A 15638-nucleotide genomic window follows, 5' to 3' on the forward strand; every position below is an offset into this window, starting at 1 on the left:
TGGCGGCAGTCGTGCTCGCGATAGCTTTTAACCCTGAGTTCATAGCGAATTTTGGGAGTGATATACCATTAAAAAAACACTAATGCCAGAAAGCAAAAATCCCACTCAAATGGGCTTTTCTCTGTTAGTAGTTTCTCTCAGCACGCTTCATCAGTCTGTCTTGTGGTGATTGCGTTTTGGTAGACAGAGGAGCAACAAACTCCTTCCACTCTTTGCTGTCTTTCTGAGCAGACGATTGTTTGCTATTCAATTGATAATCATCGTTCTGGCCTGCACATCCTGATAGAACTATCACCCCCAGGGCAACCAATAGTGACTTTTGCATTTCTACATCCTTATAGTAACAATCAACCAGGCAAATGATAACGAATCTCACTTGCTGGGTAAAGCACCCCCTAGAAAGCAAAAAAACCACCTCATCGGTGGGTTTGTTTACTGTTATCCTTCAGCATCAAAGACGGCCTGCAGCCCATAGTTAACGCTATCACGCAGATGGTTGGTATCGGCCGTAACGATGAAGAGTAATGCTGCTACAAGACAGGCCAGGTAGTTTTGATTGGTTAACAACGTTACGATTTTTATCACGGTCCCCCCTCTGATTTTTGATTGAGCGTCACACTGCCGCCGGCATGCCGGCAATAAAAAAAGCGGCAATATCCGCGATATCGCCGCCTTTAACCTGCACGCCGCCGTGGCGGCCGCGATGCGCTACTGCTTGCGCTGCTCCGCCACCTGTTTGGCGGTGACGTTGCCCTGCTTATCGCCGAAGTGGCCGACCACGAAGTTGGCGACCGCCGCCACTTCCTCGTCGGAATAGGCGCTGCCGAACGCCGGCATCATTTCATGCCGATCGCCAATGCTGATGCTCGTCCCCTTCAGGATGGCCTGCACCACGCTGCGCCCCTGCGGATCGTTCACCGCCGTGCTGCCTACTAGCGACGCGTACTCGCTCTGGCGGCCCGGCCCGTTCCACTGGTGGCAGCCGCTGCAGTCGTTGGCAAATACCCGGCGCCCGAGCGAACTGTCTTGCCCGCCCGGCAGGATCGGCGTGGAGGCCCCCGCGCCCTTCGGCTGCAGGTTCACCGCCGCTGCGCCGTCGCCGGCGATCGGTTCGATATCGCGCAGGTATTTCACCAGCGCCAGATTGTCTTCCGGCGTCAGGAACTGCAGGCTGTTTTCCACCGCTTCCGCCATCGGGCCGGCGGCGCTGCTGCGCCCCGGGGCATGGCCGGTGGCCAGATATTGCGACAGCTGCTGGTCGCTCCAGCCGCCGATGCCGGTCTGCTTATCCGGCGTGATGTTGGCGGCGAACCAGCCCTGCACCACTTCACCGCTCAGGTGCTTGCTCTGGTTGAGGCCGAACCCCAGATTGCGCGGCGTATGGCACTCGCCGCAGTGGCCGAGCGCCGTCGCCAGATAGGCGCCGCGGTTCCACTGCTCGTCCTTGTTGAGATCCGGCGCAAAGCGCTGCTCATGGAAGAACGCCAGGTTCCAGAATTTCATGCCCCAACGCTGGTTGAACGGGAACGACAAATCGTTTTGCGGGTTGGCCTGCTTCACCGGCGGCAGGCTGAACAGATAATCCTTGATCGCCAGCACGTCGTCGCGGCTCAGTTCGGTGTACGAGGTGTACGGCATCGCCGGATACAGGTTGCCCTGCGGGCCGATGCCCTCACGCACCGCGCGCACGAACTGATCGTCGCTCCAGTTGCCGATGCCGGTCTCCTTGTCGGCGGTGATGTTGGTGCCGTAAATGGTGCCGAACGGCAGTTTGAAGGCGAAGCCGCCCGCATACGGCGTGCCGCCCGGCGCGGTGTGGCACGCCACGCAGTCGGCGGCGCGCGCCAGGTACTCGCCGCGCGCCAGTTTATCGGTGATGCCGGCCGGCGCCCCGGCGATCGGCGCCGCAGGCTCCGCGCCGGTGGGCCGCAGCAGCGTGTACAGCGCGTATCCTCCCGCCAACACCACCACGGCGATAATCAGCCATAACAGCCCTTTCAAGGCATTGCTCATCGCATCTCTCCCTAACCCAACGCCTTGGCGGCCTGGTGGATGGCGGCGCGAATGCGCACATAGGTGGCGCAGCGGCAGACGTTGCCGCCCATCGCCGCGTCGATGTCCGCATCGCTCGGATCCTTGCTTTGCGCCAGCAGCGCGGTGGCGCTCATGATCTGGCCGGACTGGCAGTAGCCGCACTGCACCACATCCAGATCAAGCCAGGCTTCCTGCACCGCCTTGCCTTCCGGCGTGGCGCCCACGGCTTCGATGGTGGTGATTTTTTTGCCGACGGCGGCGGAGACCGGCGTCATGCACGATCGTACCGGCACACCGTCCAGATGCACGGTACAGGCGCCGCACATGGCGATGCCGCAGCCGAACTTGGTGCCGGTCAGGCCGGCTTCGTCACGCAAAAACCACAACAGCGGCATGTGCGGATCGCCCTCGAAGGTCAGCGGCTGCTCGTTTACGGTTAATTGAATCATCAGGTTCTCTCCTTGTCAGACGCCGGGTTCGCGGTAGGATTATGCAGCGGCAGGCTCAGCGAGGTGCGCGGCCGCCCGAGCAGCGCCAGCGCGTTGCCGACCGCCGGGGCGATGGTCGGCACCCCCAGCTCGCCCACGCCGGTCGGTTTCTCGCTCGAGGGCACGATGATCACCTCGATCTCCGGCATCTCATCGATGCGCAGCGGGCGGAAGTTATTGAAGTTGGACTGTTCGACCACGCCATCTTTCAGCGTGATATTGCCGTACAGCGCCATGCTCAGGCCGTAGCCGATGCCGCCCTCGATCTGCGCGCGGATCACGTCGGGGTTCACCGCCACGCCGCAGTCCACCGCGCACCACACCTTGTGCACTTTCGGGATGCCGCCTTCGCCGATCGAGACCTCGGCCACCTGCGCCACATAGGTATCGAACGCCTTGGCGACGCCCACGCCGCGCGCGCGTCCGTCCACCACTTTCGCGCCCTGCCAGTCAGCGGCTTTCGCTACCGCGCGCAGCACGCCCGCCGCACGCGGCGCATCGCCCATCAGCGCCAACCGCCCTTCGACCGGATCCTGCCCGGTTTCCTGCAACAGCTGATCGATAAAGCTCTCCACCGCGTGGCCGGTGTGGGTGCTGGCCACCGACCGCAGCGAGGTGGTCGGCACCTTGCCCGGCACAATGTGCGCATCGCAGCGGAAGGCTTCGAAGGTGTATGACACCTCGCTGGCGCCCTCGACCATCATCTGATCGAGGCCGTTGACCACCAGCGCATCCATCGCGCTGTGGCGCGTCCAGGAGTGGCCGACCACGGTATCGGTCCAGCCCACCACCTTGCCGCCGCGGATGGCCCCGCGCAGGCGGTGCAGGATCATCGGGCGATACCAGCCGTTGCGGATGTCGTCCTCGCGCGTCCATACCACCTTCACGCCGTGGCCGGGGCCGATGCCCTTGGCCGCCGCCGCCATGTCGGCCGCCAGATCCGGCCCCAGCGTCGGGTTGCCTAAATCGATGCGCCGGCCGAAGCTGCCGCCCGCCAGAATGGTTTCAATCTGCACCTTGTCCGGCGGCAACTCGAACAGATCGCACAGCTGCTTGTGATCGAGGGTTTGGATTTGGCAGCCGTAGCGCGCCTTGACGCTCTCGCCGTCCCAGAACAGATAGCCGTCCAGCGGCTCCATCGGCGCGTGGGCGACATAGGGGAAGGTGTATTCGGCCTCGATCACCTTGTCGGCCTTGTCGAACACCTCGTCCGGCTTACCGAGACTCTTCGCCACCACGCCGGTTTTCTGCGCCACCTGACGGAATTCGGCGTAGATCTCCTCGGTGTTGCGCCGTTCGGCCTGCGCGTCGTCCCACGTCACCTTCAGCCGCTCCCGCCCCTGGATCGCCGCCCAGGTGTTTTTGGCGTAAACCGCCACGCCGGTGGCGATTTGCTTCACCGCCACCACCCCCGGCACCGCCAGCGCCCGTTCGGCGTCGAAGGTCGCCACCTTGCCGCCGAAGCGCGGCGGCTTCTTGATGGTGACGGTCAACATGTCCGGCTCATGGATATCCTGCGAGAACTGCGCGCTGCCGTTGGTTTTCGCCAGCGAATCGACGCGGTGCAGGCCGCGCGTTTTGCCGATCAGGGTGAAATTGGCCGGATCCTTCAGCGTCAGGCTGGCGGGATCGGGCGGCGGCAGCGAGGCGGCCAGCGCGGCGAATTCGCCGAAGCCCGCCTCGCGCCCGCTGGCGGCATGGCGGATCTTGCCCGCCTGCACGGTAATTTCCTGCGCCGAGGTTTTCCAACTCTGTGCGGCGGCCTGCACCAGCAGCGCACGCGCCATGGCGCCCATGCGCCGCATCTGCTCATAGGCATTGGCCACCGAGCTGGAACCGCCGGTGCCCTGGAATCCGAAGGTCAGGTTTTTGTAGATATTGGTGTCCACCGGCGCGGCGACGACCCGTACCTGCGCCCAATCGGCATCGAGCTCTTCGGCGACCAGCGTCGCCATGCCGGTATAGACCCCCTGGCCCACTTCGGTGTGTTTACTGATCACGGTGACGACGCCGTCGGCGCCGATCTGAACGAAGGCGTTGGCGTCAAACGCCGCCGCGCCGGAGGCGGCCGGGGCAGCCGAACGCGCCAGCGCGCCGGTGGACGGCAGATAGGCGCCGATCACCAACGCCCCGGCGCCGACGATAAACCGCCGCCGCGAAAGCGGAACTTGGGATATGCTCATTGCTCATGACTCCAAAAAAGCCGAAGGCGTCACTGCCTTCGGCGAAACAAATCTTGTTATGGAATGGCTTGCCGCGCCCGTCAGGTGATATAGCGCAACAGAGCAATAATTAGCGTAGCCTATTATCCAGCAGGCCTAATCTTGATAAGGGATTTTTCGTTGAGAAATCGTGCGGTGCACCGGCGGGGCTGCTATCAGCGCGCCGTCTGGCCATAAATCTGATCGACGCCGTGCACGGCTTCTGGCCCGTCGAGCAACAATGCGTTGCATTACCTTCAGGTTTACGTTCCCGGCCTTGGAATAGGATATACTCCCGGCCAAAATACATCGTCACCATTTGGTTAATTTTGGATGTTTTTCATGCAGCAACCCGCCATATCGAAAAAAAATCATGATATTGAAGTATTGAGAACCGTCGCGATCGTTTTCGTCATTCTGGCGCATGTCGCGGGGATACTCAGCCCGGATTCGCGCTACTGGCGAATTCTGGACTATGCACGCTTCGGCAGCGGCGTCGATCTCTTCTTCTGCGTATCGGGCTTTATTATCACTTCGTCAATTTTGTCAACGGTGCCAAAAGACAAAAGCCTCAGTGCTTTTGTCAATTTTACCGTGCCATTCTGGAAAAAACGTTTTTGGCGACTCATGCCTTCGGCTATTTTCTGGATCGTTATCGTTCTGCTGCTGGCCTCTATTTGGGGCGGGAAAGGTCAGATTATTCCCTTTGAGAGCATGTCCTCCTCGGCGTTGCATGCCCTTACTCAAACGCAGAACTTTTACTTTATCGAGTGTCGGCCGGCGGGCACCTGCGGCGAACTTGGCATTTACTGGAGTTTGTCATTAGAGAATCAGTTTTATCTGCTCTTACCCCTACTCGCTTTCTTCTTGACTGACAGGAAGCTTGCGCTCTTTTTCTTTATCGTTTTCATCACCCAAGTTTTCTTGCCGAGAACATTGAACGCGGCAACGCCAGTCATGTGGCCGTTACGAACGGATGCGGTCGCACTGGGCGTCATTATTGCCATCTTTGCACATAACGCCCCCTCGTCACGCCCCTGCCCCAGACTGCTTGAGAGCAAAACCTTCTGCGCCGGGGCTTTCATGATCGCATTGCTCTTACTGGCGTTGCTTTCCAGCCCTCAACCGCTCCTCAGTTTTTCGGTCGGTATCACCGCCATGGTTTCCGGCTTTTTAGTGTTACTCGCCAGCTATAACCGCGGTTGCTTTTCAAGCTATCCCGCCGTCCGCGTGTTTTGCGATTACATCGGGTCCCGATCGTACTCTATCTATTTAACCCATGTGGTCGCGCTGGCCCTAACCAAAATCCTCTTCTTTTCCGCCGCCACCCGCTACGACGGCCTGCATACTGCCCTGTACCTGACGTTTTTCTTGACCGCAACGCTGCTGATGTCGGAATTCAATTACAGAATCATTGAAATGCCGTTAAGAGCGCTTGGCAGGAAGAGTAAGCCGAAAAAACCGGTAGCACCTTTCGTTTAGCGCACACCGAGCGTCAGGCTGTGCCGCCCGCCGCCAGCCGGTCGAGCAGCGGGCCCAGCGCTGCGCGCGCATGCTGCTGGAAGCCGCTGACGCCTTCGGCGCTCAGCAACGCATCCAGCACCGCGTATTCGGTGGCGTCCGCCGCCGCCGCAAACAGCGGCTCCAGCCTTTCGTCCGGCAGCGTGGCCCCCAGCAACCGGGTGGAAAACGCCAGCGCGATATCGCCGGAGCCGTGTCCCCAATGGCTGCCCACCCGCCCCAGGCCCGCGCCCGCTCTGCGGGCGATGCGGTTCAGCTGGCGACTGTCCAGCGCGCGATCGCAGGCGATGATGATAATGACCGAGCCGGCGTCCACCTGCGGCGGCGGATCCGCCAACAGCTTGCCCAGCGCCGGGCCAACGCGCACGCCGCTCAGCGTCAGCGAGTCGAGGGTGCCGAAGTTGGCCAGCACCAGCACGCCGAGCATGGTGCCTAACCCCGGGCAATAGCGCGAGGCCGTGCCGATGCCGCCCTTCAGGCCGAAGCTGCTCATGCCGCGCCCGGCGCCGACGCTGCCGCGCGCAAAGCGGGTGGAATGGTTATCCAGCGCGCTGAAGACGTGCTCCTCACGCACCGCCATCGCCTGAATATCGTTGAGGTAGCCGTCGTTGCACTCCAGTACCAGCGGGTTGATGGTGGCGCTGCCGCGGCCGATCTGTGGGTAGCGCAGGCAGCTGCGCCGCACCATGGCGTTGAACAGCGTGCCGACGGCGAAGGTGTTGCTCAGCAGAATAGGCGTCTGCAACTCCCCCAGCTCATTCAATTGCACCAATCCCAGCGGCTTGGCGAAGCCGTTGAGCACCGCGCTGCCGCACGGCAGCGGCTGGTTGAACAGATCGCCCGGCGGCACGATGGCGGTGACGCCGGTCTGGCATTCGCCGTCGGTCAGGGTGTGATGCCCAACGCTGACGCCCGGCACGTCGCACAGGCTGTCGGTCGGCCCGGCCGGATAGCGCGCGCCCGGCAGGCGGCGATGGCGCCGCCAATAGCTCAGCAGATTGTCGAGGCTTTGTTGTTCAAACACCTGGCTGTCTGTCATGGTTCCCTCATCTGCCGTTAGCCCATCAGAAAACCAGAATATCGCGCAATGCGCCGCGCCGTAAATTGAAAACAGGAGCGGGCAGAAAAAATAGCCTGGCCCCATCACCGTTCATTGCCTGCACCACTTTTTTGCCGCCTCTACGGCCAGGGCGACGCCGCTATCGAGTGAAACAACGGGTGTTGAAAGCGTGCAAGCGCTGCGACCTCACGCACGGCAAAGGCAGGGTCATCGCCCACGGCGGGTATGAAGAACGGGAGAGCAAAATCGGCGAAAGTCTCCTCTCCGGCATACAGGAGACCAGTTGGAGTGGGCCGCAGGCCTGAGCCTTATTGGGGTTTTAGCGGGCAATCGTATAGTATAAAAAATTGAATGATTCAAAACTGGATTATGGCTCATCTGAATAAATAAACCATGACCATAGCAATGACAAAAATAGAACAGAGTAATAAATCACCGGAAAAGTTTCTCAATGAGTCCAAATAGTCATTGCTGTTCTTATTTAGTTTGTTAATGGCATCATTCTCGTTCTCAGCGTCTACTTCAACATGATGCTTTCTGAACCCCTTTTGCTTCATATCTTTAATTATTTCTCGTGTAACCACTTCCTTTCTCAGCACCCTTGACTCATCACTCTTTATAAAAACAACATATTTACTCATCATATCCCCCATAAAAGCACAGAATTTTACTTCTGTGCTAGGATTGCAGCGGTTAATTAGCGTTTGGTTCCGGATTCTCTGGCCTCTCTCGGTCCAGTGCCATTGCCGCCATACCCATTTCCTGTAGAGCTGCCATTACTCCAGAAACCACTGGCTCCGTAACCGCTGCCACAAGGGCTGTTTTTTGACAAGAATGACTGAAAGTGTATTCTCAATGCTGGAAATAATCATATTAGAATAAAATACAGAATAATATACCTGACCTAATTACACATAAATGCTATCGATTTAATTAATTGAACGCCAAACAATCTCAATTCCCAAGATTAATAACCCGATAAAGAAAAGGCGGCGAAAAATCAGCGGGCTGCTGTGACGACGCACGATCCCGCCCAGCCACATGCCGCCCAGCGCCGGCAGCAGCGCCAGCAGCGAACCGCCGAGCAGCGCGCCGGGCAGCGCCTGATGCCAGGCTAATCCGGCGGCCAGCGCCAGCGTCGAGACGGTGAACGACAGCCCCAGCGCCTGCACCAGATCGTCACGCGCCAGGCCCAATGCGTTCAGATAGGGCACCGCCGGTATGACGAATACGCCGGTGGCGCCGGTCAGCGCACCGGTCACCAAGCCGCACAGCGGCCCCAGCCAAGGCTCCGCCGTGGCGGAAACGCGCCAGTCGAAACGGGTGAATCCCAACAGCGCATAACCGATCAGGCAAACGCCCAGCGCCAGCGGCGCCAGGCGGCCGTCGGTGGCGGTGAGCGCGCCGGAGCTCAGCAACGTGCCCAGCGTGACGCACAGCATCATCGGCCAGAGCCGGCGGCACAGCGCTCCCAGCCGCGGCCCGCACAGCAACTGCCACAGATTGGTGACCAGTGAAGGCAACAGCAGCAGCGCGGCGGCCTGCCCCGGCGGCATCATCAGGCTGAGCAGCCCCATCGACACCGTCGGCAACCCCAGGCCGATCGCCCCCTTGACCGTGCCGGCCAGCGTAAAAATGCCCGTCAGGGCGATATTCTCGAGTAACGTCAGCGACATGCGTCTATCCTTATGGCAATCAACGGCCCGATTGTGGCCGGCGGCACGGCGCGGCACAATGCGGCAATGGCAGAGCCTGCCTGCGGCAAAGACAGAGGAAGAACGCATGCATTTTGACTTTATCGATCTGCGGCTGTTGGCGGCGGTGCTCGAGACCGGCAGCATCACCGCCGGCGCCGAGCGCGTCGGGCTGTCGCTGGCCGCCGCCAGCGCACGCATGCGCGGGCTGGAGCAACAGGCCGGCGTGGCGCTGCTGACGCGCAATCCGCGCGGCGTCCAGGCGACGCCGGCCGGTGAACGCCTGTTGCAGCACGCGCGCGCGCTGCTGCAACAGCGCGACCGGCTGCGGGGCGACATGGCCGAGTTCGCGCCGGGCCAGCGCAGCCAGCTGCGCATCGTCGCCAATACCGTCGCCGCCGACGCTTTTCTGCCGGAGCTGCTGGCGGATTTTCTGGTGCTGCACCCGCACACCGACATCGCGCTGGAGGAGCTGCCCAGCCCGGTCATCGCGCAGGCGATCGCCGAACAGGCGGCGGATATCGGCATCGTGGCGGATCACGCCGATCTGCGCGGGCTGGCAAGCTACCCCTTCCGGCAGGATCGTCTGGTGCTGGCGCTGCCGCCGGAGCATGCGCTCAGCGGCCGCCGCACGGTCAGCTTCGCAGACACCCTGTCTTTTGAGTTTATCGGCCTGCCGGAAGAGAGTGCGCTGCAACAGCATTTGGAACGGCTGGCGATACGCAGCGGCGGCCCGATGCGGCTACGGGCGCGCGCCGCTAATTTCGACGCCATCTGCCGCATGGTGTGGCGCGGCGCCGGGCTGGCGGTGGTGCCGGAAGAGAGTGCCCAACGCCATCCGCAGATCCGACACGGCGCCCTGCCGCTGACGGACGATTGGGCGACCCGGCGCCTGTCACTGGTGGTGCGCGAATGGGCGCTGCTGCCGCTGCCGGCGCAGCGGCTGGTGGCGTTCCTGCGCCAGGGGGAAGGCGGTATTACAGGTGATCGTTGAACCAGGCGATCTGACGGCCGATGATGCCGGCGAAATGCGGGCCGGCGTACATGTCATAGTGCTTCGCATTCTGCTCGACATGCAGCGCCTTCTTCGCGCTGCCTACCGCCTCATACAGCGCGATGCCCTGCTCCGGCGGATTCACGGTATCGCCGCCCGCCACCACCACCAGTACCGGGCATGTGACTCGCGCCGCATTGTCACGCGGCTGATAGCGCAGCGTTTCGCGCACGGTCAGGAACGGGATCTTGATGTCCATCGCCGGGTAACGCACCTTGTTCTCCTCGAAGAACGCTTTCGACTCGTCATCGCTCAACACCCGGGTGACGGCGACAAACATCTCTTTGCCGGTGGCCTGCTTCTTCTCCGCCATTTTGTCCAGCGTGGCGATGAACGCCTGTTTTTCGTCGGCGGCCATTTTCCCCGTCACGATGGTTTCCCCGTCGGCGAAGGCCAGCTGGCTAACGACGCACTTGATGGCCGGCTCGGCCGCGGCAGCGCCGAACACGTGGCAGCCGCCAAACGACGTGCCCCACAGGCCGATGCGCTCGCTGTCGATCTGCGGCTGCGTTTGCACCCACCGGCTCACCGCCAGGATATCCTCAATCTGCAGCGCCGGTACCAGCCGCCCGCGTTCACCCTCGCTGGCACCGAAGCCGCGATAGTCAAACGTCACCGCCGCAAAACCGGCGTTGACGAAGGCCTCGGCAAAGGCCGGCAGCAACAGCTCCTGAATGCCGCAGAAGCCGTGGCACAGAATAATCGCCGGAACCTTGGCCGGGTTATCAGGTAAACGAACTGTTACGGCCAGGCCGCTTTCCATTTTATGCGTGGTTAATGTCATGTTAACTTCCTGTTTTTTATAGGTAAGGTAAAAATCAGGCTAACATTAATCCCCGAATGAGCGCCGCCAGTCAATAACCCAATGTAACAATTTACAATGTTAATGATTCCCCGGCTCCGCGCGCAGCCGCGCCACCTGCGCCTCCACGTCGCGCCAGGCCGGTTTGTCGCCGGCATAGCGTTGGCGCAGATAATTCACCAGCGCCGTCACCTGCCGATCGGAAAAGCTGTCCTTAAAGCCCGGCATAAAGCCCAATTCGGCGGTGGCCGGTTTGGGGATCCCTTGCAGGATCACTTTGATCAGGTTATCGGGGCGATCGCTGAAGATATTGGTGTTATTGGCCAGATCCGGGCTGACGCCGAACAGCTGCGGCCCACCGGCAGCGGCGCTGTGGCAGGCCTGGCAAGCGCCCTGGAACAACCGCTCGCCGGCCAACTGCCCCGCCACCGGCAAGGCGCGGGCCGCCAACTGCGCCTGCGGCTCCACATTCAGCGTCGCCTTGGTGCTCAGCGACATCACATAGTTGGCCATCGCCCGCAGATCGCTCTGCGGCAACGTCGCCAGTTCGCTGACCACCGGCCCCATCGGCCCGGCCGCCACGCCGTGCTCGGCGGAATGCCCGCTGCGGAAGTACTGAAACAGCTGCTCCTCGGTCCAGGGCTTGTCCGCATTGGCCAATTGATTCAGCGCCGGCGCTTCCCACCCGTCCACCATCCCCCCCGCCAGGAAAGCCGCGCCGCCCTTTTCTGCCCCCAGCAGATTGCGCGGCGAATGGCAGGCGGCGCAGTGGCCGAGCCCATTGACCAGATAGGCGCCGCGATTCCACTGCGCGCTTTGTTGCGGATCGGGTTGAAATTCCCCCTGGCGCAGGAACAGCGCGTTCCAACCCGCCATCAACGGCCGCAGGTTAAACGGGAAGCGCATCTGATTGGCCGGATTGCTCTGGCGCACCGCCGGTTGCGACATCAGATAAGCGTACAGCGCCTGCATGTCGCCGTCGGTCATTTTACTGAATGCGGTGTAGGGAAATGCCGGATACAGATGGCGGCCGTCGCGGGCGATGCCCTGGCGCATCGCCCGATCGAACGCGGTAAACGACCAGTTGCCGATGCCGGTTGCCACGTCCGGGGTAATGTTGGTGCTGTAGAGCGTGCCGAACGGCGTCGCCATCGCCAGCCCGCCGGCGTTGGTCGCCCCTTCCGACGCGGTATGGCAAACCGCGCAGTCTCCGGCGGCGGCCAACTGGCGGCCGCGCTCCAGCGTGGCGGCCGACCAGGTGCCGGCGCCGGGCGTCGCCACCGGTGCGATCTCCGCCCGCCATGGCAGGGCGCTGCCCGCGATGCCCAGCACCGCGCCGAACAGCCCCGCCGCACCGCCGAACCACCATTTGCCGCGCTTCTTTTTCTTGGGCGGGGCGGCCTGCCGCTCGGCGTCCGGCCCGTTCAACGCCTCTCGCAGCTTATCCGAGGTGATCGGCAGCTCGCGAAAACGAATGCCGGTGGCGTCGAACACCGCGTTGGCGATGGCCGCCGCGCTGGGCACCGACGCCGACTCCCCGGCGCCCATCGGCGGATCGTAAGGGCGCGGCATCATCACCACGTCCACCTCCGGCACCTCCGGGAAGGTCAGGATCGGGTAAGCCCCCCATTCTTTGGCGGAGACCGTTGATTCCTCAAAGGTCACGCGCTCTTTCAACACCCGGCTGGTCGATTGCAACACGTTGCCGTGAATTTGGTGGCGCACACCGTCCGGGTTGACCATCATGCCCGCGTCGTGGCCGACCACGATGCGCGTCACCGCCACTTCGCCGCTGGCTTTGTCGATCGCCACGTCGGCCACCCAGGCGGCCCAGGCCGCGCCAAAACCGGGAAACTTGCTGTGGATGTAACGGGCGTAGGCAAAGCCGCGCCCGCGCAGCACGCCGTCTTCCGCCGGGGTCTGCATCGGTTCGGTATGCGGCGTCCAGCCGGCGCGCTCTGCGGTGCTGCGCATCAGCTCACTGGCGCGTTCGTCATGGATATAGCGCAGCCGGTATTCCAGCGGATCGACGCCGGCGGCGTGGGCCAGCTCATCGATATAAGATTCGTGGGCGAAGGTGTTCGGCAAGGCGGAAACGCCACGCATCCAGGAGGCGCGCACGATCGGCGCCATGTCTTCGATGCTGACACGCAGCGCCGGATACTCATAAGGCGGCACCGAGGTGCGGTCTCCCATTTCATAGGCCACCGGCAGCGGCTCGACCCGACCGGTCAGCAGCAGCGCCAGCGTCGGCGCGCCGTTGGAAGGGTAATAGGTGCGAAAGTCGTAGGCGACCGGGTGCCCGGCGGCGTCCAGCCCGCCGTCCACCTCCATCAGCTGCGCCGTGCCCTTCGGTTCCCACACATGTTCTTGTTCGCGGGTCAGCTGCACCCGCACCGGCCTGCCCACCGCGCGCGACAGCAGCGCCGCGTCGGCGCAGACGTCATCGGCGCAATTGCGGCCATAGCAACCGGCCGCCTCCATGCGCACGATCTCGATCTGCGCTTCCGGGTATTCCAGCAGCCAGGCCAGATCGGCGCGCAGCAGGTGCGGGTTCTGGCTGCCTGACCAGACCTGCAGGCGCTCCGGCCGGTAGTCCGCCAGCGCGCAGGAAGGGCCAATCGAGGCATGCAGCTGATACGGCCACAGGTAGCTGCGGGTGAAACGCCTGTCGGCCGCCGCCAGCGCCGCGTCCACATCGCCGGTATCGTGCACCACCCGGGTCGAATGCGGGTTGTCGCGCAGCGCCTGCGCCACGTCGGTCATCTGCGGCAAATTGCGCCGCCAGTCTTTCCAGCTGACCTGCAGCGCCTGCGCCGCCTTGATCGCCTGCTCTTCGCGCTCGGCGACAATGCCGATGAAATCGCCGATCACCACCAGTTTGACGATGCCGGGAATATGCGCGATCGAGGTTTCGTCCACCGCCAGCAGGCTGGTGCCGACAAATTCGCCGCTGTCGTAACCGGCATAGGGCGGCCGCACCACCCGGCCGTGCAGCATGTTCGGCAGGCGCATATCGTGTACGTAGGTGGTTTCGCCGGTCGCCTTGGCCGGAATATCGACGCGCGCGGCGCTGGTGCCCACCAGGCGATACTCCGTCTGAGGTTTCAGCGGTGCGTCGCCGGAAATCGACAGCTCGACATGACCGCCGGCCACCAGCTCGGCGTAGCTGAGCGCTTGCCCCTGCGGGCTGCGGATCACGCCCTCCTCCAGCGTCAGCCGTTCCACCGGCGCATCGAAGCGCTGCGCCGCCTGGCGCAACAGCCAACGGCGCGCTTCGGCGGCGGCGTTGCGCAGCGGCACGGCGGAGATCTGCAGCGTGGCGCTGGCGATGGTGGCGCCCTGATTCGGCGCGCGCTCGGTATCGCCCAGCACCATTCGCACCTGATCCATGCGCAGGTATAGCTCTTCGGCGACGATCTGGCCGAGCGCGGTGCGCACGCCGGTGCCGAGATCGACATGGCCGTTAAAGGCATAGATTTCGCCGCTGCCGCACAGGGCGATAAACAGCCCTTGCTCCCTGGGCTTCAGCACCGGCGTTTGCCCTTTGGGCACCGGCCCCGAAGGCGGTTGCACGCTGTCGACGATCAGCAGCACGCCGTCGCGCTGCAGCAATTCGGCCTGGCTCGGCGATGAGGGACGGGAATCAGTCATGAGCGTGGGCGTCCTCATCGCGGCAGAGAATGATGGCGCGCTGAACCGCACGCAGGATTTCGAGATGGGTGCCGCAGCGGCACAGGTTACCGGACAGCGCCTGACGGATCTCCGCCTCGCTCGGGGCGGGATTGCGATCCAACAGGGCTTTGGTGGTCATGATCATGCCGTTGAGGCAGTAGCCGCATTGCGCCGCCTGCTCTTCGATAAAAGCACGCTGCACCGGGTGCAGGCGCTGGCGATCGCCAAGGCCTTCCAGGGTCACGATCGCCCGGCCGGACACGCCGAGCGCCGGGATCACGCAGGAGCGCGCCGCCACGCCGTCGATCAACACGGTACAGGCGCCGCATTCGCCCAGGCCGCAGCCGTATTTCGGGCCGTTGAGCGCCAGATCGTTGCGCAGTACCAGCAAGAGCGGCGTATCCGCCATCACCTGCGCATGAAGCTGTTCGCCGTTCACCGACAGCATCAGCGGATGCTCCGTCAGCGTGGTGTTCGCGCCTTCCCTGGGCGACTGCACTTCAGATATCGCCATTGTTCGCGTCTCCGCCTGCACTTGATGGTCTTATGGGCTGGCCTCTCGCCACCGACCACCAGGCAACCGACGTTGCGCGGGCGAATCAGCCGGTGGGCGGATCTTCCAGCATTTTATTCAGCAGGAATATCAGCGCTATCCGTTCGGCCGGGTTGAGCGTGCCGAACGTCAGCTCTGTAATTTTCGCCGCCTGCGGCACCGTTTCCGTCAGCAGCACGGCGCCGGCGTCGGTCAGGCCGACCACCACCTTACGCCGATCCACCGGATCCGGCGTCACCGTGATCAGATCGCGCGCCTTTAGCCGCTCGACGATGCCGCGTATGGTGGCCTGATCCACCGCCGTCACCTGCACCAGCTCGGTCAGCGAGCTCGGCCCCATATCGCGCACCGCGCACAGGGTGATGAACTGCACCGCCGTCAGCTGCGAGTCGCCGACGTTTTGCTGGAAAATCGCCAGGTGGCGCTGATAAACCTTGCGCAGCAGGTGCCCGACTTGCTCGGTAAAATGATAATTTTCGGGTTGGCCGCTCACGGCTGACGGGTATTCGGGGGGCGTCATTGCGTTACTCTCACCATCTATGGAATCCACGAGAAT

14 protein-coding genes are annotated in these 15638 nt (G+C 62.6%); 2 read left to right on the forward strand and 12 right to left on the reverse strand.

Features of this window, described 5'->3' with window-relative positions; translation table 11 throughout:
• Positions 1–124 precede the first annotated feature (124 nt).
• The 5 genes from AC4PR2_RS08450 to AC4PR2_RS08470 form a co-directional block, all read right to left on the reverse strand.
• On the reverse strand, positions 125–325 hold the full coding sequence (locus AC4PR2_RS08450) for a lipoprotein (protein ID WP_089185938.1): 201 nt from the start codon (positions 323–325) through the stop codon (positions 125–127).
• Between the two features lie 113 nt (positions 326–438).
• Positions 439–585 carry a hypothetical protein gene (locus AC4PR2_RS08455; protein ID WP_193159046.1) on the reverse strand — a complete coding sequence of 49 codons (147 nt, stop codon included), beginning with the start codon at positions 583–585 and terminating at the stop codon, positions 439–441.
• Between the two features lie 123 nt (positions 586–708).
• Positions 709–2013 carry a cytochrome c gene (locus AC4PR2_RS08460; RefSeq protein WP_060419047.1) on the reverse strand — a complete coding sequence of 435 codons (1305 nt, stop codon included), beginning with the start codon at positions 2011–2013 and terminating at the stop codon, positions 709–711.
• A gap of 11 nt (positions 2014–2024) precedes the next feature.
• Positions 2025–2483 carry a (2Fe-2S)-binding protein gene (locus AC4PR2_RS08465; protein ID WP_060419049.1) on the reverse strand — a complete coding sequence of 153 codons (459 nt, stop codon included), beginning with the start codon at positions 2481–2483 and terminating at the stop codon, positions 2025–2027.
• Positions 2483–4705, reverse strand: a complete 2223-nt coding sequence (locus AC4PR2_RS08470; RefSeq protein ID WP_492175019.1) for a xanthine dehydrogenase family protein molybdopterin-binding subunit — start codon at positions 4703–4705, stop codon at positions 2483–2485. The genes AC4PR2_RS08465 and AC4PR2_RS08470 overlap by 1 nt, the downstream gene beginning before the upstream one ends.
• A gap of 360 nt (positions 4706–5065) precedes the next feature.
• Here AC4PR2_RS08470 and AC4PR2_RS08475 point away from each other — a divergent pair, with 360 nt between their 5' ends.
• Positions 5066–6205, forward strand: a complete 1140-nt coding sequence (locus tag AC4PR2_RS08475; RefSeq protein WP_060440005.1) for an acyltransferase family protein — start codon at positions 5066–5068, stop codon at positions 6203–6205.
• 13 nt (positions 6206–6218) lie between these two features.
• Here AC4PR2_RS08475 and AC4PR2_RS08480 read toward each other — a convergent pair whose 3' ends face one another.
• From AC4PR2_RS08480 to AC4PR2_RS08490, 3 genes are all read right to left on the reverse strand, one after another.
• A complete protein-coding gene (locus AC4PR2_RS08480; RefSeq protein ID WP_060440006.1) occupies positions 6219–7283 on the reverse strand; it encodes a P1 family peptidase in 1065 nt (354 codons plus the stop codon).
• A gap of 395 nt (positions 7284–7678) precedes the next feature.
• Positions 7679–7945: a hypothetical protein gene (locus tag AC4PR2_RS08485; protein ID WP_049199419.1), complete on the reverse strand. Its 267-nt coding sequence runs from the start codon at positions 7943–7945 to the stop codon at positions 7679–7681.
• 288 nt (positions 7946–8233) lie between these two features.
• Complete coding sequence (locus tag AC4PR2_RS08490) at positions 8234–8980, reverse strand: sulfite exporter TauE/SafE family protein (protein WP_492175020.1); 747 nt, start codon at positions 8978–8980, stop codon at positions 8234–8236.
• A 106-nt stretch (positions 8981–9086) separates the two neighbouring features.
• On the opposite strand from AC4PR2_RS08490, the gene AC4PR2_RS08495 reads away from it, so the two are divergent.
• Positions 9087–9992, forward strand: a complete 906-nt coding sequence (locus AC4PR2_RS08495; RefSeq protein ID WP_492175021.1) for a LysR family transcriptional regulator — start codon at positions 9087–9089, stop codon at positions 9990–9992.
• Here the strand turns inward: AC4PR2_RS08495 and uilS are convergent.
• The 4 genes from uilS to AC4PR2_RS08515 all read right to left on the reverse strand — a co-directional run bounded on the left by uilS (position 9976) and on the right by AC4PR2_RS08515 (position 15602).
• On the reverse strand, positions 9976–10836 hold the full coding sequence (gene uilS, locus AC4PR2_RS08500) for a UilS family quorum-quenching N-acyl-homoserine lactonase (RefSeq protein WP_060419068.1): 861 nt from the start codon (positions 10834–10836) through the stop codon (positions 9976–9978). The two genes, AC4PR2_RS08495 and uilS, sit on opposite strands and share 17 nt — an antisense overlap.
• Positions 10837–10935: 99 nt before the next feature.
• Positions 10936–14508: a molybdopterin cofactor-binding domain-containing protein gene (locus tag AC4PR2_RS08505; RefSeq protein WP_492175022.1), complete on the reverse strand. Its 3573-nt coding sequence runs from the start codon at positions 14506–14508 to the stop codon at positions 10936–10938.
• On the reverse strand, positions 14501–15043 hold the full coding sequence (locus AC4PR2_RS08510) for a (2Fe-2S)-binding protein (protein WP_060419070.1): 543 nt from the start codon (positions 15041–15043) through the stop codon (positions 14501–14503). Before AC4PR2_RS08510 ends, AC4PR2_RS08505 begins: the two co-directional genes overlap by 8 nt.
• An 85-nt stretch (positions 15044–15128) precedes the next feature.
• Entirely contained in the window at positions 15129–15602 is a 474-nt protein-coding gene (locus tag AC4PR2_RS08515) for a MarR family winged helix-turn-helix transcriptional regulator (protein ID WP_033634451.1), read from the reverse strand.
• Between the last annotated feature and the right edge of the window lie 36 nt (positions 15603–15638).

Source organism: Serratia sp. A07, from assembly GCF_058725505.1.